23 protein-coding genes are annotated in these 17,113 nt (G+C 43.3%); 20 read left to right on the forward strand and 3 right to left on the reverse strand.

What is annotated here, in order from left to right; genetic code table 11:
• Nucleotides 1–96: 96 nt before the first annotated feature.
• Complete coding sequence (locus H5159_RS01180; protein WP_182779564.1) at nucleotides 97–1,062, forward strand: hypothetical protein; 966 nt, start codon at nucleotides 97–99, stop codon at nucleotides 1,060–1,062.
• Nucleotides 1,063–1,180: 118 nt separating this feature from the next.
• On the opposite strand, the gene H5159_RS01185 is transcribed toward H5159_RS01180, so the two are convergent.
• Nucleotides 1,181–1,426, reverse strand: coding sequence for an ogr/Delta-like zinc finger family protein (locus H5159_RS01185; protein ID WP_182779565.1), 246 nt, complete (start codon nucleotides 1,424–1,426; stop codon nucleotides 1,181–1,183).
• A 220-nt stretch (nucleotides 1,427–1,646) separates the two neighbouring features.
• Between H5159_RS01185 and H5159_RS01190 the strand changes: the two genes are divergently transcribed.
• Nucleotides 1,647–2,339 carry a hypothetical protein gene (locus H5159_RS01190; RefSeq protein ID WP_182779566.1) on the forward strand — a complete coding sequence of 231 codons (693 nt, stop codon included), beginning with the start codon at nucleotides 1,647–1,649 and terminating at the stop codon, nucleotides 2,337–2,339.
• 87 nt (nucleotides 2,340–2,426) lie between these two features.
• On the opposite strand, the gene H5159_RS01195 is transcribed toward H5159_RS01190, so the two are convergent.
• The gene (locus H5159_RS01195; RefSeq protein ID WP_182779567.1) at nucleotides 2,427–3,467 is read right to left on the reverse strand and encodes a phage portal protein; all 1,041 of its coding nucleotides are present in this window, start codon (nucleotides 3,465–3,467) and stop codon (nucleotides 2,427–2,429) included.
• The gene (locus H5159_RS01200; RefSeq protein WP_182779568.1) at nucleotides 3,449–5,242 is read right to left on the reverse strand and encodes a terminase large subunit domain-containing protein; all 1,794 of its coding nucleotides are present in this window, start codon (nucleotides 5,240–5,242) and stop codon (nucleotides 3,449–3,451) included. The genes H5159_RS01195 and H5159_RS01200 overlap by 19 nt, the downstream gene beginning before the upstream one ends.
• Nucleotides 5,243–5,434: 192 nt before the next feature.
• Here H5159_RS01200 and H5159_RS01205 point away from each other — a divergent pair, with 192 nt between their 5' ends.
• The 18 genes from H5159_RS01205 (at nucleotide 5,435) to H5159_RS01285 (ending at nucleotide 17,108) form a co-directional block, all read left to right on the forward strand.
• Complete coding sequence (locus tag H5159_RS01205; RefSeq protein ID WP_182779569.1) at nucleotides 5,435–6,361, forward strand: GPO family capsid scaffolding protein; 927 nt, start codon at nucleotides 5,435–5,437, stop codon at nucleotides 6,359–6,361.
• A gap of 54 nt (nucleotides 6,362–6,415) precedes the next feature.
• Entirely contained in the window at nucleotides 6,416–7,426 is a 1,011-nt protein-coding gene (locus H5159_RS01210) for a phage major capsid protein, P2 family (protein WP_182779570.1), read from the forward strand.
• 61 nt (nucleotides 7,427–7,487) lie between these two features.
• Entirely contained in the window at nucleotides 7,488–8,033 is a 546-nt protein-coding gene (locus H5159_RS01215; protein ID WP_182779571.1) for a hypothetical protein, read from the forward strand.
• Nucleotides 8,034–8,080: 47 nt separating this feature from the next.
• Complete coding sequence (gene gpM, locus H5159_RS01220) at nucleotides 8,081–8,692, forward strand: phage terminase small subunit (RefSeq protein ID WP_182779625.1); 612 nt, start codon at nucleotides 8,081–8,083, stop codon at nucleotides 8,690–8,692.
• Between the two features lie 122 nt (nucleotides 8,693–8,814).
• Nucleotides 8,815–9,264, forward strand: coding sequence for a head completion/stabilization protein (locus H5159_RS01225; RefSeq protein ID WP_182779572.1), 450 nt, complete (start codon nucleotides 8,815–8,817; stop codon nucleotides 9,262–9,264).
• Nucleotides 9,261–9,743 (forward strand): phage tail protein, encoded by a 483-nt coding sequence (locus H5159_RS01230; protein ID WP_182779573.1) that lies wholly within the window; start codon nucleotides 9,261–9,263, stop codon nucleotides 9,741–9,743. The genes H5159_RS01225 and H5159_RS01230 overlap by 4 nt, the downstream gene beginning before the upstream one ends.
• Nucleotides 9,740–10,396, forward strand: coding sequence for a hypothetical protein (locus tag H5159_RS01235; RefSeq protein ID WP_182779574.1), 657 nt, complete (start codon nucleotides 9,740–9,742; stop codon nucleotides 10,394–10,396). The genes H5159_RS01230 and H5159_RS01235 overlap by 4 nt, the downstream gene beginning before the upstream one ends.
• Before the next feature lie 5 nt (nucleotides 10,397–10,401).
• Nucleotides 10,402–11,508 carry a DUF2586 domain-containing protein gene (locus H5159_RS01240; protein ID WP_182779575.1) on the forward strand — a complete coding sequence of 369 codons (1,107 nt, stop codon included), beginning with the start codon at nucleotides 10,402–10,404 and terminating at the stop codon, nucleotides 11,506–11,508.
• Between the two features lie 11 nt (nucleotides 11,509–11,519).
• Nucleotides 11,520–11,969: a phage protein gene (locus H5159_RS01245; protein WP_055020001.1), complete on the forward strand. Its 450-nt coding sequence runs from the start codon at nucleotides 11,520–11,522 to the stop codon at nucleotides 11,967–11,969.
• A gap of 12 nt (nucleotides 11,970–11,981) precedes the next feature.
• Entirely contained in the window at nucleotides 11,982–12,182 is a 201-nt protein-coding gene (locus H5159_RS01250; protein ID WP_182779576.1) for a TraR/DksA C4-type zinc finger protein, read from the forward strand.
• Between the two features lie 4 nt (nucleotides 12,183–12,186).
• Nucleotides 12,187–12,738 (forward strand): pesticin C-terminus-like muramidase, encoded by a 552-nt coding sequence (locus H5159_RS01255; protein WP_182779577.1) that lies wholly within the window; start codon nucleotides 12,187–12,189, stop codon nucleotides 12,736–12,738.
• A gap of 2 nt (nucleotides 12,739–12,740) precedes the next feature.
• Nucleotides 12,741–13,130 (forward strand): 3TM-type holin, encoded by a 390-nt coding sequence (locus H5159_RS01260; protein WP_182779578.1) that lies wholly within the window; start codon nucleotides 12,741–12,743, stop codon nucleotides 13,128–13,130.
• Entirely contained in the window at nucleotides 13,127–13,372 is a 246-nt protein-coding gene (locus tag H5159_RS01265; RefSeq protein WP_024606889.1) for a hypothetical protein, read from the forward strand. The genes H5159_RS01260 and H5159_RS01265 overlap by 4 nt, the downstream gene beginning before the upstream one ends.
• Before the next feature lie 3 nt (nucleotides 13,373–13,375).
• Nucleotides 13,376–13,642, forward strand: coding sequence for a putative phage tail assembly chaperone (locus tag H5159_RS01270; protein ID WP_182779579.1), 267 nt, complete (start codon nucleotides 13,376–13,378; stop codon nucleotides 13,640–13,642).
• A gap of 47 nt (nucleotides 13,643–13,689) precedes the next feature.
• On the forward strand, nucleotides 13,690–13,830 hold the full coding sequence (locus tag H5159_RS21240; RefSeq protein WP_372761082.1) for a DUF6890 family protein: 141 nt from the start codon (nucleotides 13,690–13,692) through the stop codon (nucleotides 13,828–13,830).
• Entirely contained in the window at nucleotides 13,831–15,585 is a 1,755-nt protein-coding gene (locus tag H5159_RS01275; protein ID WP_182779580.1) for a phage tail tape measure protein, read from the forward strand. It begins immediately after the preceding gene.
• On the forward strand, nucleotides 15,582–15,917 hold the full coding sequence (locus H5159_RS01280) for a DUF2590 family protein (RefSeq protein WP_182779581.1): 336 nt from the start codon (nucleotides 15,582–15,584) through the stop codon (nucleotides 15,915–15,917). The genes H5159_RS01275 and H5159_RS01280 overlap by 4 nt, the downstream gene beginning before the upstream one ends.
• The gene (locus H5159_RS01285; RefSeq protein WP_182779582.1) at nucleotides 15,918–17,108 is read left to right on the forward strand and encodes a baseplate J/gp47 family protein; all 1,191 of its coding nucleotides are present in this window, start codon (nucleotides 15,918–15,920) and stop codon (nucleotides 17,106–17,108) included.
• The last annotated feature ends 5 nt before the right edge of the window (nucleotides 17,109–17,113 follow it).

Genomic DNA, 17,113 nt, shown 5'->3' on the forward strand with positions numbered 1-17,113 from the left:
TAGAAATATTAATTATTTTGAAAATGAGGTGTATGCTGATAGCTTAACCAGGCTACTATTTGTAAATAAAATTTGATGATTGGAAAGGAAATCACATTGGGAAAAAAATTCACATATCACTTTTATGAAGAGAAAGTAAAATTTATAAGTGATGAAACACTCAGTATAAAAGGTAGGCTCTTATATTTATCCGCAATATTATTCTTTTTATCTAATTATCTTGAATTTAAAATATCCTCTGTGTTTGGTATAAGATTTGGTGATAATCAGTACATAGAAATGTCTTATGTAGCTTACTTCTTATTAGCTTCAGTCCTTTATAATTTATTTTCTTTTAGGCACAAGTATTCCGAAGATAGAATTTCACAAGTTAAGATAGAGAAGAATTATAGTAGCCAAGAGATTGGTGATGCTAAAGCGAAAGGTGAATTAATCCAAGATCAGGTATTTAATTTCTCTGAGCTTGAAAAATATAAACCTCCTTCAGCGGAAAGTTATAAAGAGGCTTTGGACAGCTTTGAAAAAAATATAGATGAAAAACTTAATTCCTTTTTTGAAAAATGCAAAGATACCCTTCAACATTATGAGCTAGACCACTCTTATAAGTTAATTGATGAACTAAGCTTTATTAGTGTAAATGTGTCGGAAAACCCTTTGTTTGACAAACATCGCAAAAATTATGTAGCGTTAGCTAGATATAAACATACAATATCATCAATAGAAAATGATGTAGATAAAATTTTGAGAGAGTTAAAAGATGAGTGTTTAAAAAAGCTAGATGTTTGTTTAGATCCAGAAATTTTCAGAGAAGAGTTAAAAATTAAAGAAGAAAATTTCCAAAAAAGTATTGAAGACCTGCAGCTTGCTTTAAATAGACGTTCAGTTAAAGTAAATAAAAAACATTTCATAAACTATACAATCCCTTTGGGATGTAGCTTAGTCAGCATGTGTTGGGTCATTATTAACTTGATTTGCTTTTACTTGAAAGATATTTTTGACTACAACTTACTAATCGGTAGTGGAAGTTTTTACTTTTTATCAGGTTTGGTCAGTTCCTTTTAGTTTGTACTATGATTAATATAGACTGACTTTTTTATGGTTAGAAGTCGGTTTAGACTTATTAAATATTAATTTGTAAACCCACATTGTGGGTTTTTTCATGCCTGTAATAAAGTAAGGTCTAAAGCCCAATTAACTCTAATTGTTCTTTACGCGGTAGGTTTTTAATAAGCGATGCGGCCAATTGCGCAGTGGTTTTACATGGTGGATTTAAGAAGTGATCAAACGATTGGGTAATACGGAACGTAGCCCCGCATTCGCGAGTGTTAGTGCACGAGCAATATAAATTAACCACATGCGCACTTTGCTTTTCACGTGAAGTAATTGTTGCTTTAGCTTCGCAATTTGGACAAGTAACCCGCGCCATAATAACTACCAATCGTTAATAAAATACACTGTTATTATATACAGCTCATTAGTCCAGGGCAAACTACTAGTTGACCATCGTTTGAAAGTTAAAAGAGGTTAAAATATCACTTTCACTAATTCTGAGCGTTACATATACTTTTATAAATATGTGTAACAAGATAATACATAATAAGTAGATAATATTAATCAACCAATTCTGAGCTTTAATGGAGATTTATATGGAAGTAAAAAAAGATGGTGATAGAGTTATTTTTATTCATGAAATACCTGACGATTCTAACTCCCCTGTAGTTGAATGTTATATTGATGATAAGATAACCCCTTTTAGAGTAATAGAGCACCCAGAAGCTAGTCAACATGCAAGATGGCAGTTAATTACAAAAGAACTTGAGTTTGCTGAAGCTCAACTTATTATAGCTATCAAGAGAATGACAGCCCCAAACAATTTAATTTACCTTGATAGAAGAAATGAAGCAGGAGTAATAATCAAAGCGCTTATAGATTCTGCGATTGTCGGTTATATAAAATGCTTTAATCAGACTAAAGGGAGAAAAGTAAAACTTGAGGTTCGTAATTTTTTTAATAAGGAAAAGGGTTTAAATTATTTACAGCTGCATAATTTAGTAAAAGATTTACGTAATGAAAATATAGCACATGCAGGTATTTCAAAGAGTGAAGGGAGTCTTATGATAGCTACAATTGATCCAAACCCTAGAATAGGGGTTTCATCAAAAGCTATATTCGCTCATACATCTTTTACTATTCCTAGTTTAGAATTTATGAAGTCTATGCTCGAATTAGTTCGTTATGTATTAAGCCAACATTCTAATGACTTACAAGTTAAACTGGATGCATTTTGTCAAAAAGCAATAAATGACCCCAAGAAATATAAATTAGAAGATATTTACTAGAATAAGCTCCTAACAAGTCATTAATAATAGTTGGCATTTTTAAACCTCAGTTCAGTAAGGCCAACTATTTTTTACTATGTGTTATATTTAAAAACTTGGCTCTAAATCAAAATTAAGCTGTAACTTACTGCCAATTTCAGGGTCCCTTGCTACTTCATCACTCATTAATTTAATAAGCGGTTTAGTCTCGTTTTTAAAATACATAGCATCATATTTAGTCGGGTCGCCAAGGCCTGCATTGTTGGCCGGAATAATACCCGCCAAGCCCGGTGGAAAACGATGGGCGTTGAGTATATCTTGCGCCGATACGTTTTTAACATTCATAAACTCGTCTTTACTTTCAAAATTACCTACAGGGATAATCTGCAAACCCTTTTCTTTACCGTTGGGTATGTTTACAAAGAGTGAGCGGAAGTTACCCACGCCCTTTGAATCTTGAATTTTCTCTTTTATATCGTCTTCAACGTCAGGGTCTAAGTTAGGATCAGTCGCGTACATAATAAAGCCCATGTGCGCACCGTTTAAAAAGTATTTACGGCGGAACAAAGTCGCGTCTTCATTTAATAACGTAGCTTGTAAACCGCCTAAGTAATCGGCCAAACCATACACTTGCTGCACGGGGTCGTACTGGCGAACCCAAATAATGTCGCGCTTTTTATATTTTTTAACTTGGCTATTGCGCTCAAGCACCACTGCGCCACCATCACCGCCAACGCGGGTACGATAACTAGGCAGCGGAAACAGCCTTACAATTTGCCCAAAACCATTGCGTATTTTAAGTAGTGCCACATCACCAAATTGCACCAGGTTTAAAAAGCCTGCTTGCACTTGCTGCGCACTCATACCACCACTAATAAAACGACTTGCTGCCATATTGGCACGGCTTTGCACTATGCCGCCGTGCTGGGCATTTCGGCGGGTTAAGTTGGCTAATAAATGGCGGTCTACAGGTGGTTCCCAATACTGGTCGGTATCGTTATAAAATAGCGAGTCGTAATCGGTTAGCCACATGTCGGGCATTACTTGCTCAGGCAAGCCAAACACAACGGGCGCATTTTGTTTATTTTGTTGATCGTGCGGCTGGTCAGTTAACTGCTCAGCGTTTTGGTCTAATTCTGCATGGTCCATCGTGATTTTCTCTTATGTGCATGGTTAAGGGGTTCGTTAATAACAGCGTGGCTAATAGCAAAAAATACGTCTGCATGGCCTATAGTGTTATCGCGGCTAGCTTTAAAGGTTATGGCGCCGCCCGAGTCGGTACTGGTGCGGCGTATTGAAAGGCAGCTCATAGCAATGTCTTTATGGGATGCATCCCATTCAAGTCGGCCACCCTCAATAAGGTCTATCATTTTAAGTACTAAGCGGGTTTTGCTGCCTACGCTGTAATGTATGGCGGTGGCTTCACGTGGGTACAGCGTGCTTATTGAGTCAAACACCCCCGCGCCAATGCCTGTGGTATCTACACCAATATAAGTAACGCGGTATTTGGCGTAAATTTTTTGAATTTCGCTAACGTGGTGCGAAAAGTTCATACCGCGCCAATAGTGTTTTTCAAGTATTCTGAATTTTTCACCGGCTTTTTCTGGTGGGGCTACTACCACTAAAGCGGCGTTATCGCGAGTACGCGAGGGGTCGTAACCCAGCCATACCTCACGGTTACCAAATGGTTGTGCAGCGTTGGGTTTGTGGTCTTGCCAGCGGGTGGCATCAACCATGGCTTTTTCAAGGTCGCTGAATTTAAATATACTGTCGGCATCGTCCACAAAAATGCACATGAACAGGTTATTAAAATCATCGGCGTTGTATTCGTCGCGCAGCTCGTCAATGTCGAATAATTCACAGCCACCGCGTAGGGCATCTTCAATGGTAACTACATAGCGCCATTGTTTATCGGGGCACAGCCTGCCGTCATCGCGTAATTCTACAAAGGTAGGGAACTCAATTTCTTCGCGTTCAGCGCGGCCTTGTCGCCAATGATCACCCGTCCAAAAAGTATAAGCAGGGTGCGCTTTAGTTGAAGGGGTCGAAAAATACGTTTTACGCCACTTTTTGTGCGTGGCCATGGCGCTGGCTAGTTTGTTTAGCTCGTTAAACTTACCAATCCAAAAGTATTCATCTACATAAACATGGCCGTGGTAACTTTGCGCCGTTTTGCTGTTGGTACTTAAAAACCTTAATTCAGCATCACCATGGGCAGTGTGCAAAGTAATAGGGTTACCGTTTAGCTCAATTTCAAAAAATTCTTGCGCAATAGCAATTATATAACTGCGAAACACCTCAGCTTGTGCACGACTCGCAGACAGGAATATTTGTGGGTCGCCCGTTAAAACCGCATCTTTAAACGCTTCACCTGCAAAATAATACGTTGCCCCAATTTGGCGGCTTTTTAAAATATTACGAATACGTTGATGCAAGTTTTCGTGCATCGTTTTTTGATACCCAAAGAGTGAGTCGTACCAGGTGCCAAAGTCTTCAGCGGTTAAATGGCTAACATCATTTTTACGCTTACGGCCTTTGCTTTTCTTACTGTCGTTACCGCTGCCTTTATTACCTTGGTTATTGCTACCTTTATTATTAGTCGGTTGAGGATCATTAGCCTGGGCTGCTTTTTCGGCTAGCTGGACGCGTTGCTTTTTAAGCTTAACGTGCTTTTCTATCAGCATGTCGAGCTCTTTTATTTGGTTGCCTGTTTTATCGCTTACGTCGGTGAGTATTAAAATACGCCTTGCAATAGCTTCGTCTACGTCTTCTTCGCGCAGCATATCGCGCCAATTGTATTTATCGGCCCAATAGTAAATCACACGGTTATTTGGTAGCCCCAGTTCCGCGCGTATTTCGTCGGGGGTGTGGTGGCGCAAATAAAGCCGTTTTGCTGCTTCGCGTATTTCAGATGAATAAGCCATTGCTTAATATAAGTGCTCATAAAATTAGTAACTAGGCATAGTGTATTGGTTTACAATAAGCTTATAACCGCATAAAAACCCTCACTTTTCCTAAAACCTCAATCTAGGAATTACCAAAAAGCTAACCAATGTATTCAGCCTTTTTTTATAGTTATGCTGCGTTTAAATATTAAGTAACGCGGTAAGCAAGTAATGGCAAAGCAATCAGGTTGGGTAATTGCAGCAACAGAAGGCGCAACGGTAGACGGCCGTATTATTTCAAAAGAATGGATTAATCAAATGGCCGCATCGTATTCAGTTGACGAATACACCGCGCTTATTTGGCCTGAGCATTTTCGTTCAAGTTGGGGCCCAAGCGAAGGTAAAAACTGGGGCACTGTTGACGAAGTAAAAGCCGCTAAACAAGGTGGTAAATTACGCCTGTTTGTAAAAATTACCGCTAACGACTACCTGCTTGCTGCCAATAAAGACGGCCAAAAGCTGTTTATGTCGATTGAGCCTAACCCCGATTACAAAAGCGAAGGGCGTTGTTATTTACAAGGCCTTGCCGTTACCGACTCGCCAGCCAGTTCTGGCACCAGCCGCTTAAAATTCTCTATTGGTGATAATGAAGCTGATCACGAATATAGCCAACTCGAAACGCTACAACACAGTGACTTTATTACCACCGATAGCGAACCAAGCAACCCCACGCCAAGCGATAAACAATCAAAATTTATGAATTTGTTTGCCCAAATGGCAAGCCTATTTTCTAGTGATCAGCAGCCAGCCGATCAGCAAGATGAAATCACCGAGGAAGACACCATGAAACAAGAACAGTTTGACGCCCTAATGGGCAAGTTTGAAGGAATAGAAGCCAAGGTGACTGACCTTGAAACTAAATTCAGCAAGCCTGAAGGCGAAGGAACCACGCCAGCCAAAAAGCCAAAAACCGAAGAGCCCGAAGGTGAAAAGCCCGAAACAGGTGTAACCGCTGAGCAATTTAGCCAGTTAATGGAAAAAATGGACGGCTTTGGCAAAAAGGTTGACGGCATCGAGACCAAATTTAATGCCCTTAGCCAAGAGCAAGGTGGCCAAGAGCCATACCCAGTAGGCGGCGAAACCGTAGACCTGGTTTAAACAAACGCTTAACCACGTTTACTTTTATTAATGCATAACAGAGCGAGATAACGCATGCACTTAAATCAAACAGCCGCTGGGTTTTTAAAAACATACTCGGTGCAAGTAGCAAAATCATTTGGTGTGGACGACGCATCACATAAATTTGCCATTTCAGACCCAATGGAAACAAAGCTACGCGCTGCGCTTTTAGAGTCGGTCGAGTTTTTACGCATGATCACCACCATGCAAGTGGACCAAATTAAAGGTCAAGTTGTAAAAGTAGGTAACTACGGTATTGCAACAGGGCGTAAAGCCGGTGGCCGTTTTACATCAAGCCAAGGCGTTGACGGCCATACCTATGAACTGACCGAAACTGATTCGTGCTCAGCAACAACATGGGCGTTGTTATCTACATGGGCCAATGCCGGTAATTTAAACGAGTTTATGAAGCTGATTAACCAAAACGCCACGCTACGTTTTGCACTCGACATGCTGCGCGTTGGTTTTAATGGTGTATCAGCTGCTGCAACATCAGACCCAATTGCCAACCCAAATGGTGAAGACGTAAACAAAGGCTGGCATCAAATCGTTAAAGAAAAAGCGGCTGACCAAATTGTTACCGACCCTGTGTATTTTGACCCAGACGGTGCAGGCGATTACAAAACGTTAGACGCCATTGTTACCGAGCTTAAAAATACGCTTATTCACCCATCATTACGTAACGACCCACGCCTAGTTGTATTAGTAGGTAGTGACCTTACTGCCACTGCGCAAACGCACATGATGAACCAAGCCGACAAGCCAAGCGAAAAAGTAGCCGCACAGCAAATGGATAAAAACATTGGTGGTATGCGCGCATACACGCCACCGTTCTTCCCGGGTAAACGCATTGCAGTAACCATTTTAAGCAACTTGCATATTTATACGCAAAAAGGCACGGCGCACCGTAAAGCAAAAGACGAAGAAGACCGCAAGCAATACGAAAACTCGTACTGGCGTAACGAAGGCTACGCAATCGAAGAGTTTGAAGCGTATGCCGCAGTTGACGAAAGCGCTATGAATATCGGCCCTAACCCAGCTTAATCATTAATTGCTAGGCCTAACCGCCTAGCATTTACGCCATTTATTAAAAGGTAACAATGCCATGAGTGCCATTGCTAATTTTAAAAAACGCCGACTTGCTTCAAAAGCCAAAGGCGAAACCAAAGCTACAACGGGTAATGCACAAATCACCATTACTCCAGATAACTCCGCGCTTAAATTGCTCGCGCAGTTGCTAGGTTGTGACGAATCAAAAGCGATTGAAACCGCGCAACAATACGTTGACCAAAACATTAAATTTTTTGATTTAGGTTTTGATCCTGCCGCTGAAGGCGAAGACAAAACCGCTGTTGTATACGCGCTTGATGAAAAAGGCAACATTGAAAGCGTTGACGTTTCAAACGTTGAAGATGCAACCGACGAGCTAAACGAAAGCATAGACAGCGCAAGCAATGCTGCAGGTGACATTGAAAGCGCCGCAGATAAAGCAAGCGATGCTGCCAGCGATTTAGCCTACCAAGCCGACGATATTAATGCCGCTAATAGCGACTTAAAAGACACGGTTGAAGAGCTAAAAAAGCCGTCGGCGGCGCAAGAATCCTCCAATTCAAAGAGCAAAACCAAGCAAAAAAACAGCTCGAAAAGGTAAGCCTAACAGGCTCAGGGAAATACGCCCCAAGCCTGCACTTACAGCTTATTGAATTAGAAGACGACTTAAAACGCTTAAAAAGCTATGTAACCCGCGCCGACAAAATAGCCCACAAACGTGATGTGTTATTGCCAAAGTGGTTGCCAATAGTTGATGAATACTTGATTAAAAAGGGTAAACAGAATGAAGACAATCCTATTTTTGCTTATTGCACTGTGTGGTTATTTGATATTGGCGACCTCAGCCGTGGCATTGAGTTTGGCTTTAGAGCCATTGAAATCAATCAGCCCATGGCTAGCAGCATACGTCGCCAGTGGCCTGGTTTTATTGCCGACACTGTTTTTGATTGGGCAAGCACCCAAGCTGAAAAAGGCAACAGCATTGAGCCGTATTTTGGCCAAGTGTTTAGCTGCGTTGCAAGCACTTGGAAATTACCTGAGCAAGTTACCGCTAAGTACTACAAGTTTGCAGGCCTTGCGTTACTGCGCAGTAAAAACGGTGATGTTTCGCCATCGCATGTCGGCGACGTTCAGCGGCTCCAACAAGCCGATGGCTACTTAGCCAAAGCCGCAGAGCTACATAAACACGCAGGCGTTAAAACAGTACGAAACAAAATAGCCATGAGATTAAGAGCCATTGCCGAGCTAAACGCCCAGTAATAGCCATTACTCCCAACCCTCCAGTGCACTAGCCGAGCGTTTAACAGGCGACTGTTAATAACCGCGTCGACGCTAACTGCACTGAACCCTATTTATTGAAACGAAAGTAAAAGGTATGTGGTATGTCATTTGGATTTGAAGCAACAGCACAAAACAGCATTGAAATAGATGCTGTAAGCGGCTGGCCAGTGCTAAGCACTGGCGAGTTTCGCGATCATCGCCGCATACCAGAATTTTATGAAGAAACGGTAATAGCTGACTCATTAAACCGCAGCGCATTAGAAGTACAACAACAAATACTTAAATACATTATGAAAGACAACATGGATGTTGCTTTCACCCAAACAAACGGCGTGCCTAACTTTAGCGCCGCACAGCAAAGCGTTTACCGTGGCGCCGTGTATGCCCGTTCGCATAGCGATTTAATGGGTTACTTTTCAGCGGTTGACCAAAAAGACGCGGGCAACAACAAAGCCGATAGTGTTGATCAGCAAGATGCGATATTAGCGCAGTCTAACCGCAGCATTCGTTTACTGCTTGGCCTTGGCCGCGGCGGAGTGCATACACTATGAGCCAAACTATTACCCAATTGCAGCAACTAACCGACTTTTTAAACACCAGTTTAAAAGGGGCTATTCACACCAACAACATAGATGCCTGGCAAGAACGTGGCACTTTAATAATAAGCGGTGAAGACAAAGGCCAAGAGGGTTACGCAGTTGCTAAGTGGAAACATACCGCCGTAATTGCAATAGAAAAATTCCCGCACCGCAAAGTTAACCCTTATAACTTACTTGCGATGGTGGGCGCCTTTTTAATCGATAGCAGTTGGCCACGTGACGAATACGGGCTAGACGACCCTGAAATAGACATTGATGTTGTAAGTAAAGACAACGCCACCGTGTTAATTGACGTGCAACTGATTGACGACATAGAGCTAATACCCGATGAAAACGGCCCTGTTTTATTTAACGGTGCGCGTTATTACGTATCGCTGGCGCCAATTAGTGTGGCCGAAGATGTAGACATAGATATTAAGGGGCAATCATGAGTTTAGTGATCACCCCAAATAGCAAACAAGCGCTCAGTGCAAAGCACCAGTTGCAGCTATTAGCATTGCCAGCAGGTAAACGTGTGCGCGTACTTAAAACGCTAGGTCGTTATGAGCGAAAGCTCGCCCGCCAGCGAATACGTGCACAAAACACCGTTGAGGGTAATAAGTTTGCAAGTCGCACTGATGGCAAAAAAACCAAAATGCTTAAACGCATGGGTAAAACACTAGAGCCCTACGTAAAAGGCGGTAAGCGCTTAGAGCTTAAACATAAAGCCGGGCTTACTGGGCGTATTGCGGCTCTTCACCAAGAAGGCGGCAGCGAGCAAATGACCTCAACACGCATGAGCCGTATTCATGGCAAGCCAGATTACAAAGCACCGTGTACACGTAGCCAAGCAAAAGCATTGGCAGCCGAGGGTTATAAAGTACGCAGAGCAAAAGGTAAAGGCTATCGCCGCGCAACAATAAAAGAAATTGCAGGGAGCTTAACCCATGGCAAAGCCACATTAGTGTTAAGTGAATTACGCGGCCAAAAAAGCCGTAAAAGCTGGCAAATACCTGTAAAGGCGCGCCCATTTTTAGGCGATACCACCGCGAACGTGCAAGCGCAACTAGCCACAATTTTAAACCAACTCAATAAACGAGGATAAACCCAATGTCACTAGGTAAAGTGCAAGTTAACAATCTGAATTTAGGGCAAGGCGACATCCAAGGTGTTGAACGACACTTTTTGTTTGTTGGCCGTGCTGGTAACGCAAGCGAAGAAAGCCAATTGTTTAGCGTAGGCGCTCAAACAGTATTAGCCGACACCTTTGCAGACAGCCCATTGCTTGAAATAGTAAAAGCCGCGCAATTAAATGCAGGCCAAAACTGGACTGCAGCGGTTTACCCACTGGCCGAAGGTGAAAGCATTACCGATGCCATTGACCGCGCCAACGAAGTACAAAGCTTTGAAATGGTTGTTGTATGTGATGAGCAAACAACCAGCGCAGGCTTAACCGATATTCACGACCACCTAACATCATTGCAAGCGACATTAGGCCGCTTTGTATCAGCATTAGTTGCCGTGCCAGGTATTGATGTAGCTACACAAACATGGTCGCAATATGAAGCCGCAACCATTGCACTGCAAGCTGATATTGCCGCGCACTTAGTGGTACCCGTACCAAAGTTACACGCTAATAACGTAGGCGTATTAGCAGGGCGACTATGTGACCGCAGCGTAAGTATTGCCGACAGCCCAATGCGCGTAGCAACAGGCAGCGTATTAGGTTTAGGCGATGCACCGGTTGATACGAACGGCGACCCCCTATCACTTGCCACGCTAGAAACACTAGCAAATAACCGCATGAGCGTACCGCAGTGGTATAGCGATTTTGAAGGCACTTATTGGAGCGATGCACAAACGCTAGATGCTGCAGGTGGCGATTACCAATACCTTGAGCATTTACGCCCTGTGCATAAAGCCAGCCGCGAAGTACGTGTGCTTGCCATTCGCCGTATTGCCAACCGCGCCCTTAACTCAACACCAAACAGTATTGAACTAAACAAGGCGTATTTTATGCGCCCACTACGCGCCATGAGCAAAAGCACCACTATTTTAGGCATGCAGTTCCCTGGTGAAATACAGCCACCGATTGAAGGCGACATAACTATTGTATGGACCAGCAATAAAAGCGTGGTTATTTACATGGTGCTGCGCCCGTACAACAGCCCAAAAGAAATTACCGTAAATATTTTGCTTGATTTAAGCAGCAACTAGGAGCACTCACCATGCGTTTATCAGGAATGAATTTTAACGTGAACTTGGGCGATATTATGGTCCAAGTTGACACCGCTTCACTGGCTATTACCGACAACAGTGCGGTAAGCCAAACCAGTGGCGTACCCGATGGCTCAGTTGATGGCGATGTATCGGCCAGCGGCGAACTGTCGGTTAACGCGAGTAACTTTGCGCTTATATCGGATGCTGCAAAAAGCGCCGGTTCGTGGCGTGGTATGGAACCGTTCGACATTATGTTTTACGCCAAAACCAGCCAAGACGAAATGAAAGTAGAAGCCTTTGGTTGCCGCATTAAGCTAAGCGACATTTTAGACATAGACAAAAAAGGCGGCAGCGCCAGCCTGTTTAAAATTCCGTTTGATGTAACCGACCCGGACTTTGTAAAAATTAACGGTGTGCCGTACCTGCGCCCCGACGAAATTGAAAACATAGTGCAATAAGGTAGTTAGTAAATGGATGATCTAGACCACCTAACCATTGCACAGGAACGCGCCGATCAGCAGTTTATTGATCAGCGCCTAAAACGACTTAACAACGCCAATAAAATCAGTGCAACGGATTGCATTGATTGCGGCGACCTAATACCTAAAGCACGACGCAAAGCAGTACCCGGTGTGCAGCGTTGTGTACCGTGCCAATCGTTAAGCGAGTAGCAAAATGAACAATATCAAAGTGAATTTTAGGTTTATCGCCGCACTGGAAGGTGGCCCACAACTATCCGGCTATGTGCCCGATGCTAAACATTCTAATTCGGGGGTCACTATTGCCACCGGCTTTGATATTGGCCAATGCGATGAAGCGGCACTTAAGTATTTATTGCCCGAATTTATCGCTAACAAATTAAAGCGTTTTTGCTTATTAAAAGGCGAACAGGCGCTAAAAGCCTGTAAGCAGAACCCGCTTAGCATTAACGAAAATGAAGCAACCATTATTGATTTATGTGTAAAGCAGCAATCAACCGATTACTTAGTTACTACTTACAACCAGCACTCAACGGTTGAATTTGAACAACTAAGCGAACCGATGCAAACCGTGATTGCATCGGTTGCTTTTCAGTACGGTCATTTGGCCAAGCGTTGCCCTAATTTTTGGCGCTACGCCATAACGCAAAACACCCAAGCCATGATCAGAGAGCTTGTTGATTTTGGTGACCGATACACTACGCGCCGCTGGCGTGAAGCTAGTTACTTAAAACAGGCAGGGCACTAATTATGGGCTGGTTATCAAACATAGTGGGTGGCAACCCAATAGAAGCCATTGGTAAAGCGGGCGATGCGTTATTTACATCAGACGAAGAACGCCAGCAGTTAAGCAATGATTTAGAAGAAATTAAGCAAAAGCCAATGCTAATGCAAGCACTGGCTAATACCCATGCAGCACAACACCGCTCAACGTTTGTAGCGGGCGCTCGCCCATTTTTACTGTGGGTATGTGGCTTTGGCTTTCTCTTCACGTTTTTAATTAACCCTATTTTGCAATGGATTATGCCAGACGCTGGCACACCAGAGCTGCCAACCGATGTAATGATGGAATTAACCCTAGCATTACTTGGCTTAGCAAGTTTAAGGACAGTCGAAAAAATTAAAGGAGTAGCAAAATGAGTCAGTGGATAATGGTTGCCATATCAACAGCCGCGTTAATTTTGAGTGTATTAGTGCCCATTATTGTGGCGCTGAGCAGAGCAAATAAAGATACAGCCAAAGAGCTAAGCGATCATAAAACCCATGTGGCCGAAACCTACGCCACTAAAACCGATTTTGACAAATTAACCGAACGCATGGAGCGACAACTACAAAACGGATTTGAAACACTCGAAAGACTATTAACCAAATCTAAGGATTAACCCATGAAACAAGCAATTGTATTAACCATCGCCGGTACAGACTTTACTTTTAACATGACCGTGCAAGATCACAGCGACTTTGTTGACCTTGTTGCGCGCGGCGGCTCAATGACTGCAGCGTCACACAACATGGTAATGCGCACTATTGACGACAAGCAAAAAGCAGGTCTTAAAAAGGTACTTGAAAGCTCACCTGGTTCTGAGCTGCAAATTGCATCAACGCTTAAAGCTGAGTTTTCGCCAGTGCTGGAAATTGCCGTAAAAAAATAGAAGGGCTGATTGATTCAATCGACTCGAATCAGCTTGAACAACTGTTTATTTTACGCCGTCACTTCTTGCCACATGAGCAAGACGACGAGCAAAACCTAGCCCGCGCTGGTTGGTTGTATAAAAACCAGCGCGAAAACCTAGAAAACATAATAACCAATGCTGTGTGCAAGGCCTTTGGGGGCAAGTAAATGAGTTTACCGCAACCGCTAATGTTTACCGTTGGCATGATTGACCAAATAACAAAGCCTATTGCCAAAGTAAGCAATAGCTTAAATGGGTTAACCAACGACTACCAACGCGGCACCATGAAAATGGCGTCGGGCGTTGCGGGTATTGCTGCTAGTGGCTATGCACTACAAAACGCATTAATGCCAGCCATTGAAATGGACCGCGCACTAGGCGAGGTTAAATCGCTAGGTGTGCGTGAATCGGCCTTAAAGCAACTGAGTGATACCTCTTACGAATTTGCCCTTAAATACGGTAAATCATCTACCGAATTTGTTAAATCAAGCTACGACATACAAAGCGCGATAGCCGGATTAAACGACAACGACCTATCAGCGTTTACTATGTCGAGCAACGTATTAGCCGCAGCCACCAAAGCCGACGCAGGCGCTATTACCAATTACATGGGTACCATGTATGGCATTTTTAAAAACCAAGCTAATGCTATGGGTAAAAGTGAGTGGGTAGAGCAGCTAACAGGTATGACGGCCACCGCCGTACAAGCGTTTAAAACAACAGGCGCTGAAATGTCATCGGCGTTTACATCAATTGGCGCTGAAGCAACAAGCGCCGGTATTGGTATGAACGAGCAAATGGCCATACTAGGTACATTGCAAGCGACTATGTCGGGCAGTGAAGCGGGTACAAAATATAAATCGTTTTTAGCCGGTGTAGGTAAAGCGCAAGACGCCCTTAATTTAAGTTTTACTGACAGCCAGGGCGCTATGTTGCCAATGGTTGACATACTAAACCAAATTAAAGGCAAATACGGCGAAACCATAGACGTAGCCGAGGGCGACGAACTTAAAAAAGCATTTGGCTCGGCCGAAGCTGTTGGCACTATAAAATTACTAATGAACGATATTGATGGTCTAGGCCAATCAATTGATTCGTTAGGTAACGTAAACGGTATGCAACAAGCTGAAAAAATGGCAATGAGCATGACCGACCAAAGCGAGCGACTAAGCCAAAGCTGGTTTGTTATTCGCGCTGCGTGGGGCAGTGCAATACTCCCCGTATTTAACGACTTTGTTGGTTTAATTGCCGACATGGGCACAGGTGTAGTGGCCTTTACTGAAGAGTTTCCAACGCTTACTAAATATATTGGCTATGGCGCCGTTGCGTTACTTGGTCTTGTTGCTGCAGGTGGTTTGTTCACGCTCATAATGGGCGCGGGCAAAATGGCTATGGTTGCATGGGGAGTGGGTGCAATGGCATGGGCAGCTATTAATGCTGTGCTTACATCGGGGTTAAGCGCTTTAAGAGCTGTAATGTTTGCGGTAAACCTCGTGATGTACGCCAACCCTATCGGTTTAATTGTAGCTGCAGTGGCCGCTGCGGTCCTTGCCGTAGGTGCTCTGATTTATTACTGGGACGATTTAAAAGCAAGCTTTGCTGATATTAGTTGGGTAAGCGTTTTGCTTACGGGTCTTGAATACGCGTGGAAAGCAGTTGAAGTGTTATTTGCGCCAATATTGTGGGCTATAAAGCAATTGGCTGATTTAGCTGGCATTGAAATAGACACCAGTTATGAAGGAATAAAAGGCTCACTAAATATTGCTGCAATAGAACCCGTTAAAAGCCGTGTTGAGCGCGGCGGTATTAGCCAACAAATAAGCAACGCAAACCAACAAAAATCAACAAGCGTTGGCACGGTTAACGTATATCCAGCCAAAGGCGAAACCAACTATATGAACTTTGTTGAGATGCACTCATGAGTATTTACCGCGACTTACAAATATTAAATGGCGATGTGGTATTAGATGCCGTTAAAAACCCGACTTATTTAACCGATCGTGACGTAATAGCCCAAGACATAGTGCACGCTATTTTAGACACCGGCCTTGCAAATTTATTAGTAAGCGATAGAGGAACCAGCGTTACTAACGACACCCAAACAAAAATAAAACTACTGGTGGAAGATGACGTTCGCATTATGCCAGGCACGGTGCAAGTTCAGCAAAACGAAATAAACAAAGGCCAGTGGTGGGTGTACGCACAAACAATAGACTTCGGTGAAATTTCATCGTTATTAGTAGAGGCACAGTAGATGGCTGATGAAACCCCAACAATTAATTTTACCCGTATTGTAGAAAATGCAGGTATTCCTACCACAGAAGACGGGTGGAAAACCTTATTTAAGCAAGACGTAGAAGACCAAGGCAGCATTATAGCCAATGACTCTATTTACTCACCTTTTTGGCGATTGATTAGCGCCATCGTGGCGAAGCCTGCAACGTGGATAGTCAACAAAGTATTAATTGAAAAAATACTCCCCAACTTATTTCTGCAAACAGCCACCGACAGCGACTTTATTGAAGCCAAAGCTTGGGAGCACGACCTAACACGTAAAAGCGAAGAGCGCACCCAAGGCAAAGTGCGTTTTAAGCGCGCGGCAAGCCTTGGCCCTAGCCTACTGATTAGCGCAGGAACGGTAATACAAACCGATGCCATAAACGGGACGGTTTACCGAGTGCTAACTGTTGATGATGTAATACTGCCAGAAAACCAAAGCAGCATATTAGTAAACGTAATTGCAGAAAACGCCGGTGCAGCCTACAACTTAGGCGCTGGGTATTACCATATATTACCGGAATCAGTAACAGGCATTGGCAGTGTAAATAACGACGCTGAATGGATTGATGTGCTGGGAGCGGATGCTGAAAGTAATCAAAACTTAAAGCTTAGAACACGTAATGCATTTACCGCTGCGGCACCTTGGCATATTGATGCCGTATATACCGCCATTATGACTGAGCGATCAGGCCTTGATACCGACAACATATATTTTGAACACGACGCACCGCGCGGACCTGGTACAGCAAATGCCTTTATTTTGTTAGACATTGGCGAGCCTTCGCAAATATTACTTGATGATTTAAACGACTATGTAATGCAGCAAGGGCACCACGGCCATGGCGACGATATTTTAGTATTAGCAATGCCGGGTGTATTGGTTGATATAGGGGTAACTGTTTATTTAGTTAATACCTTAACCAATGAAGCCGCCAACGAAGTTAAGCAAGAAATAGACAACTTTATACGCTGCGCATTTAGAGAAAACACCGACTATACAGCCACTAAAACACTGCCAACAAGCCGTTTTAGCTTTAGCCGGTTAAGCCAAGAACTACACCGTAACTTTGCTGATATTGAATCACTAAACTGGCACCAAGGCGACATTACCAGCGCAAATGATGTGCCGCGTCTAGGTTCGTTAACCGTTGACCTTGGGAGCTAACCATA

The organism is Pseudoalteromonas sp. SG43-1, from assembly GCF_014164415.1.
Classification (GTDB): Bacteria; Pseudomonadota; Gammaproteobacteria; order Enterobacterales; family Alteromonadaceae; genus Pseudoalteromonas; species Pseudoalteromonas distincta.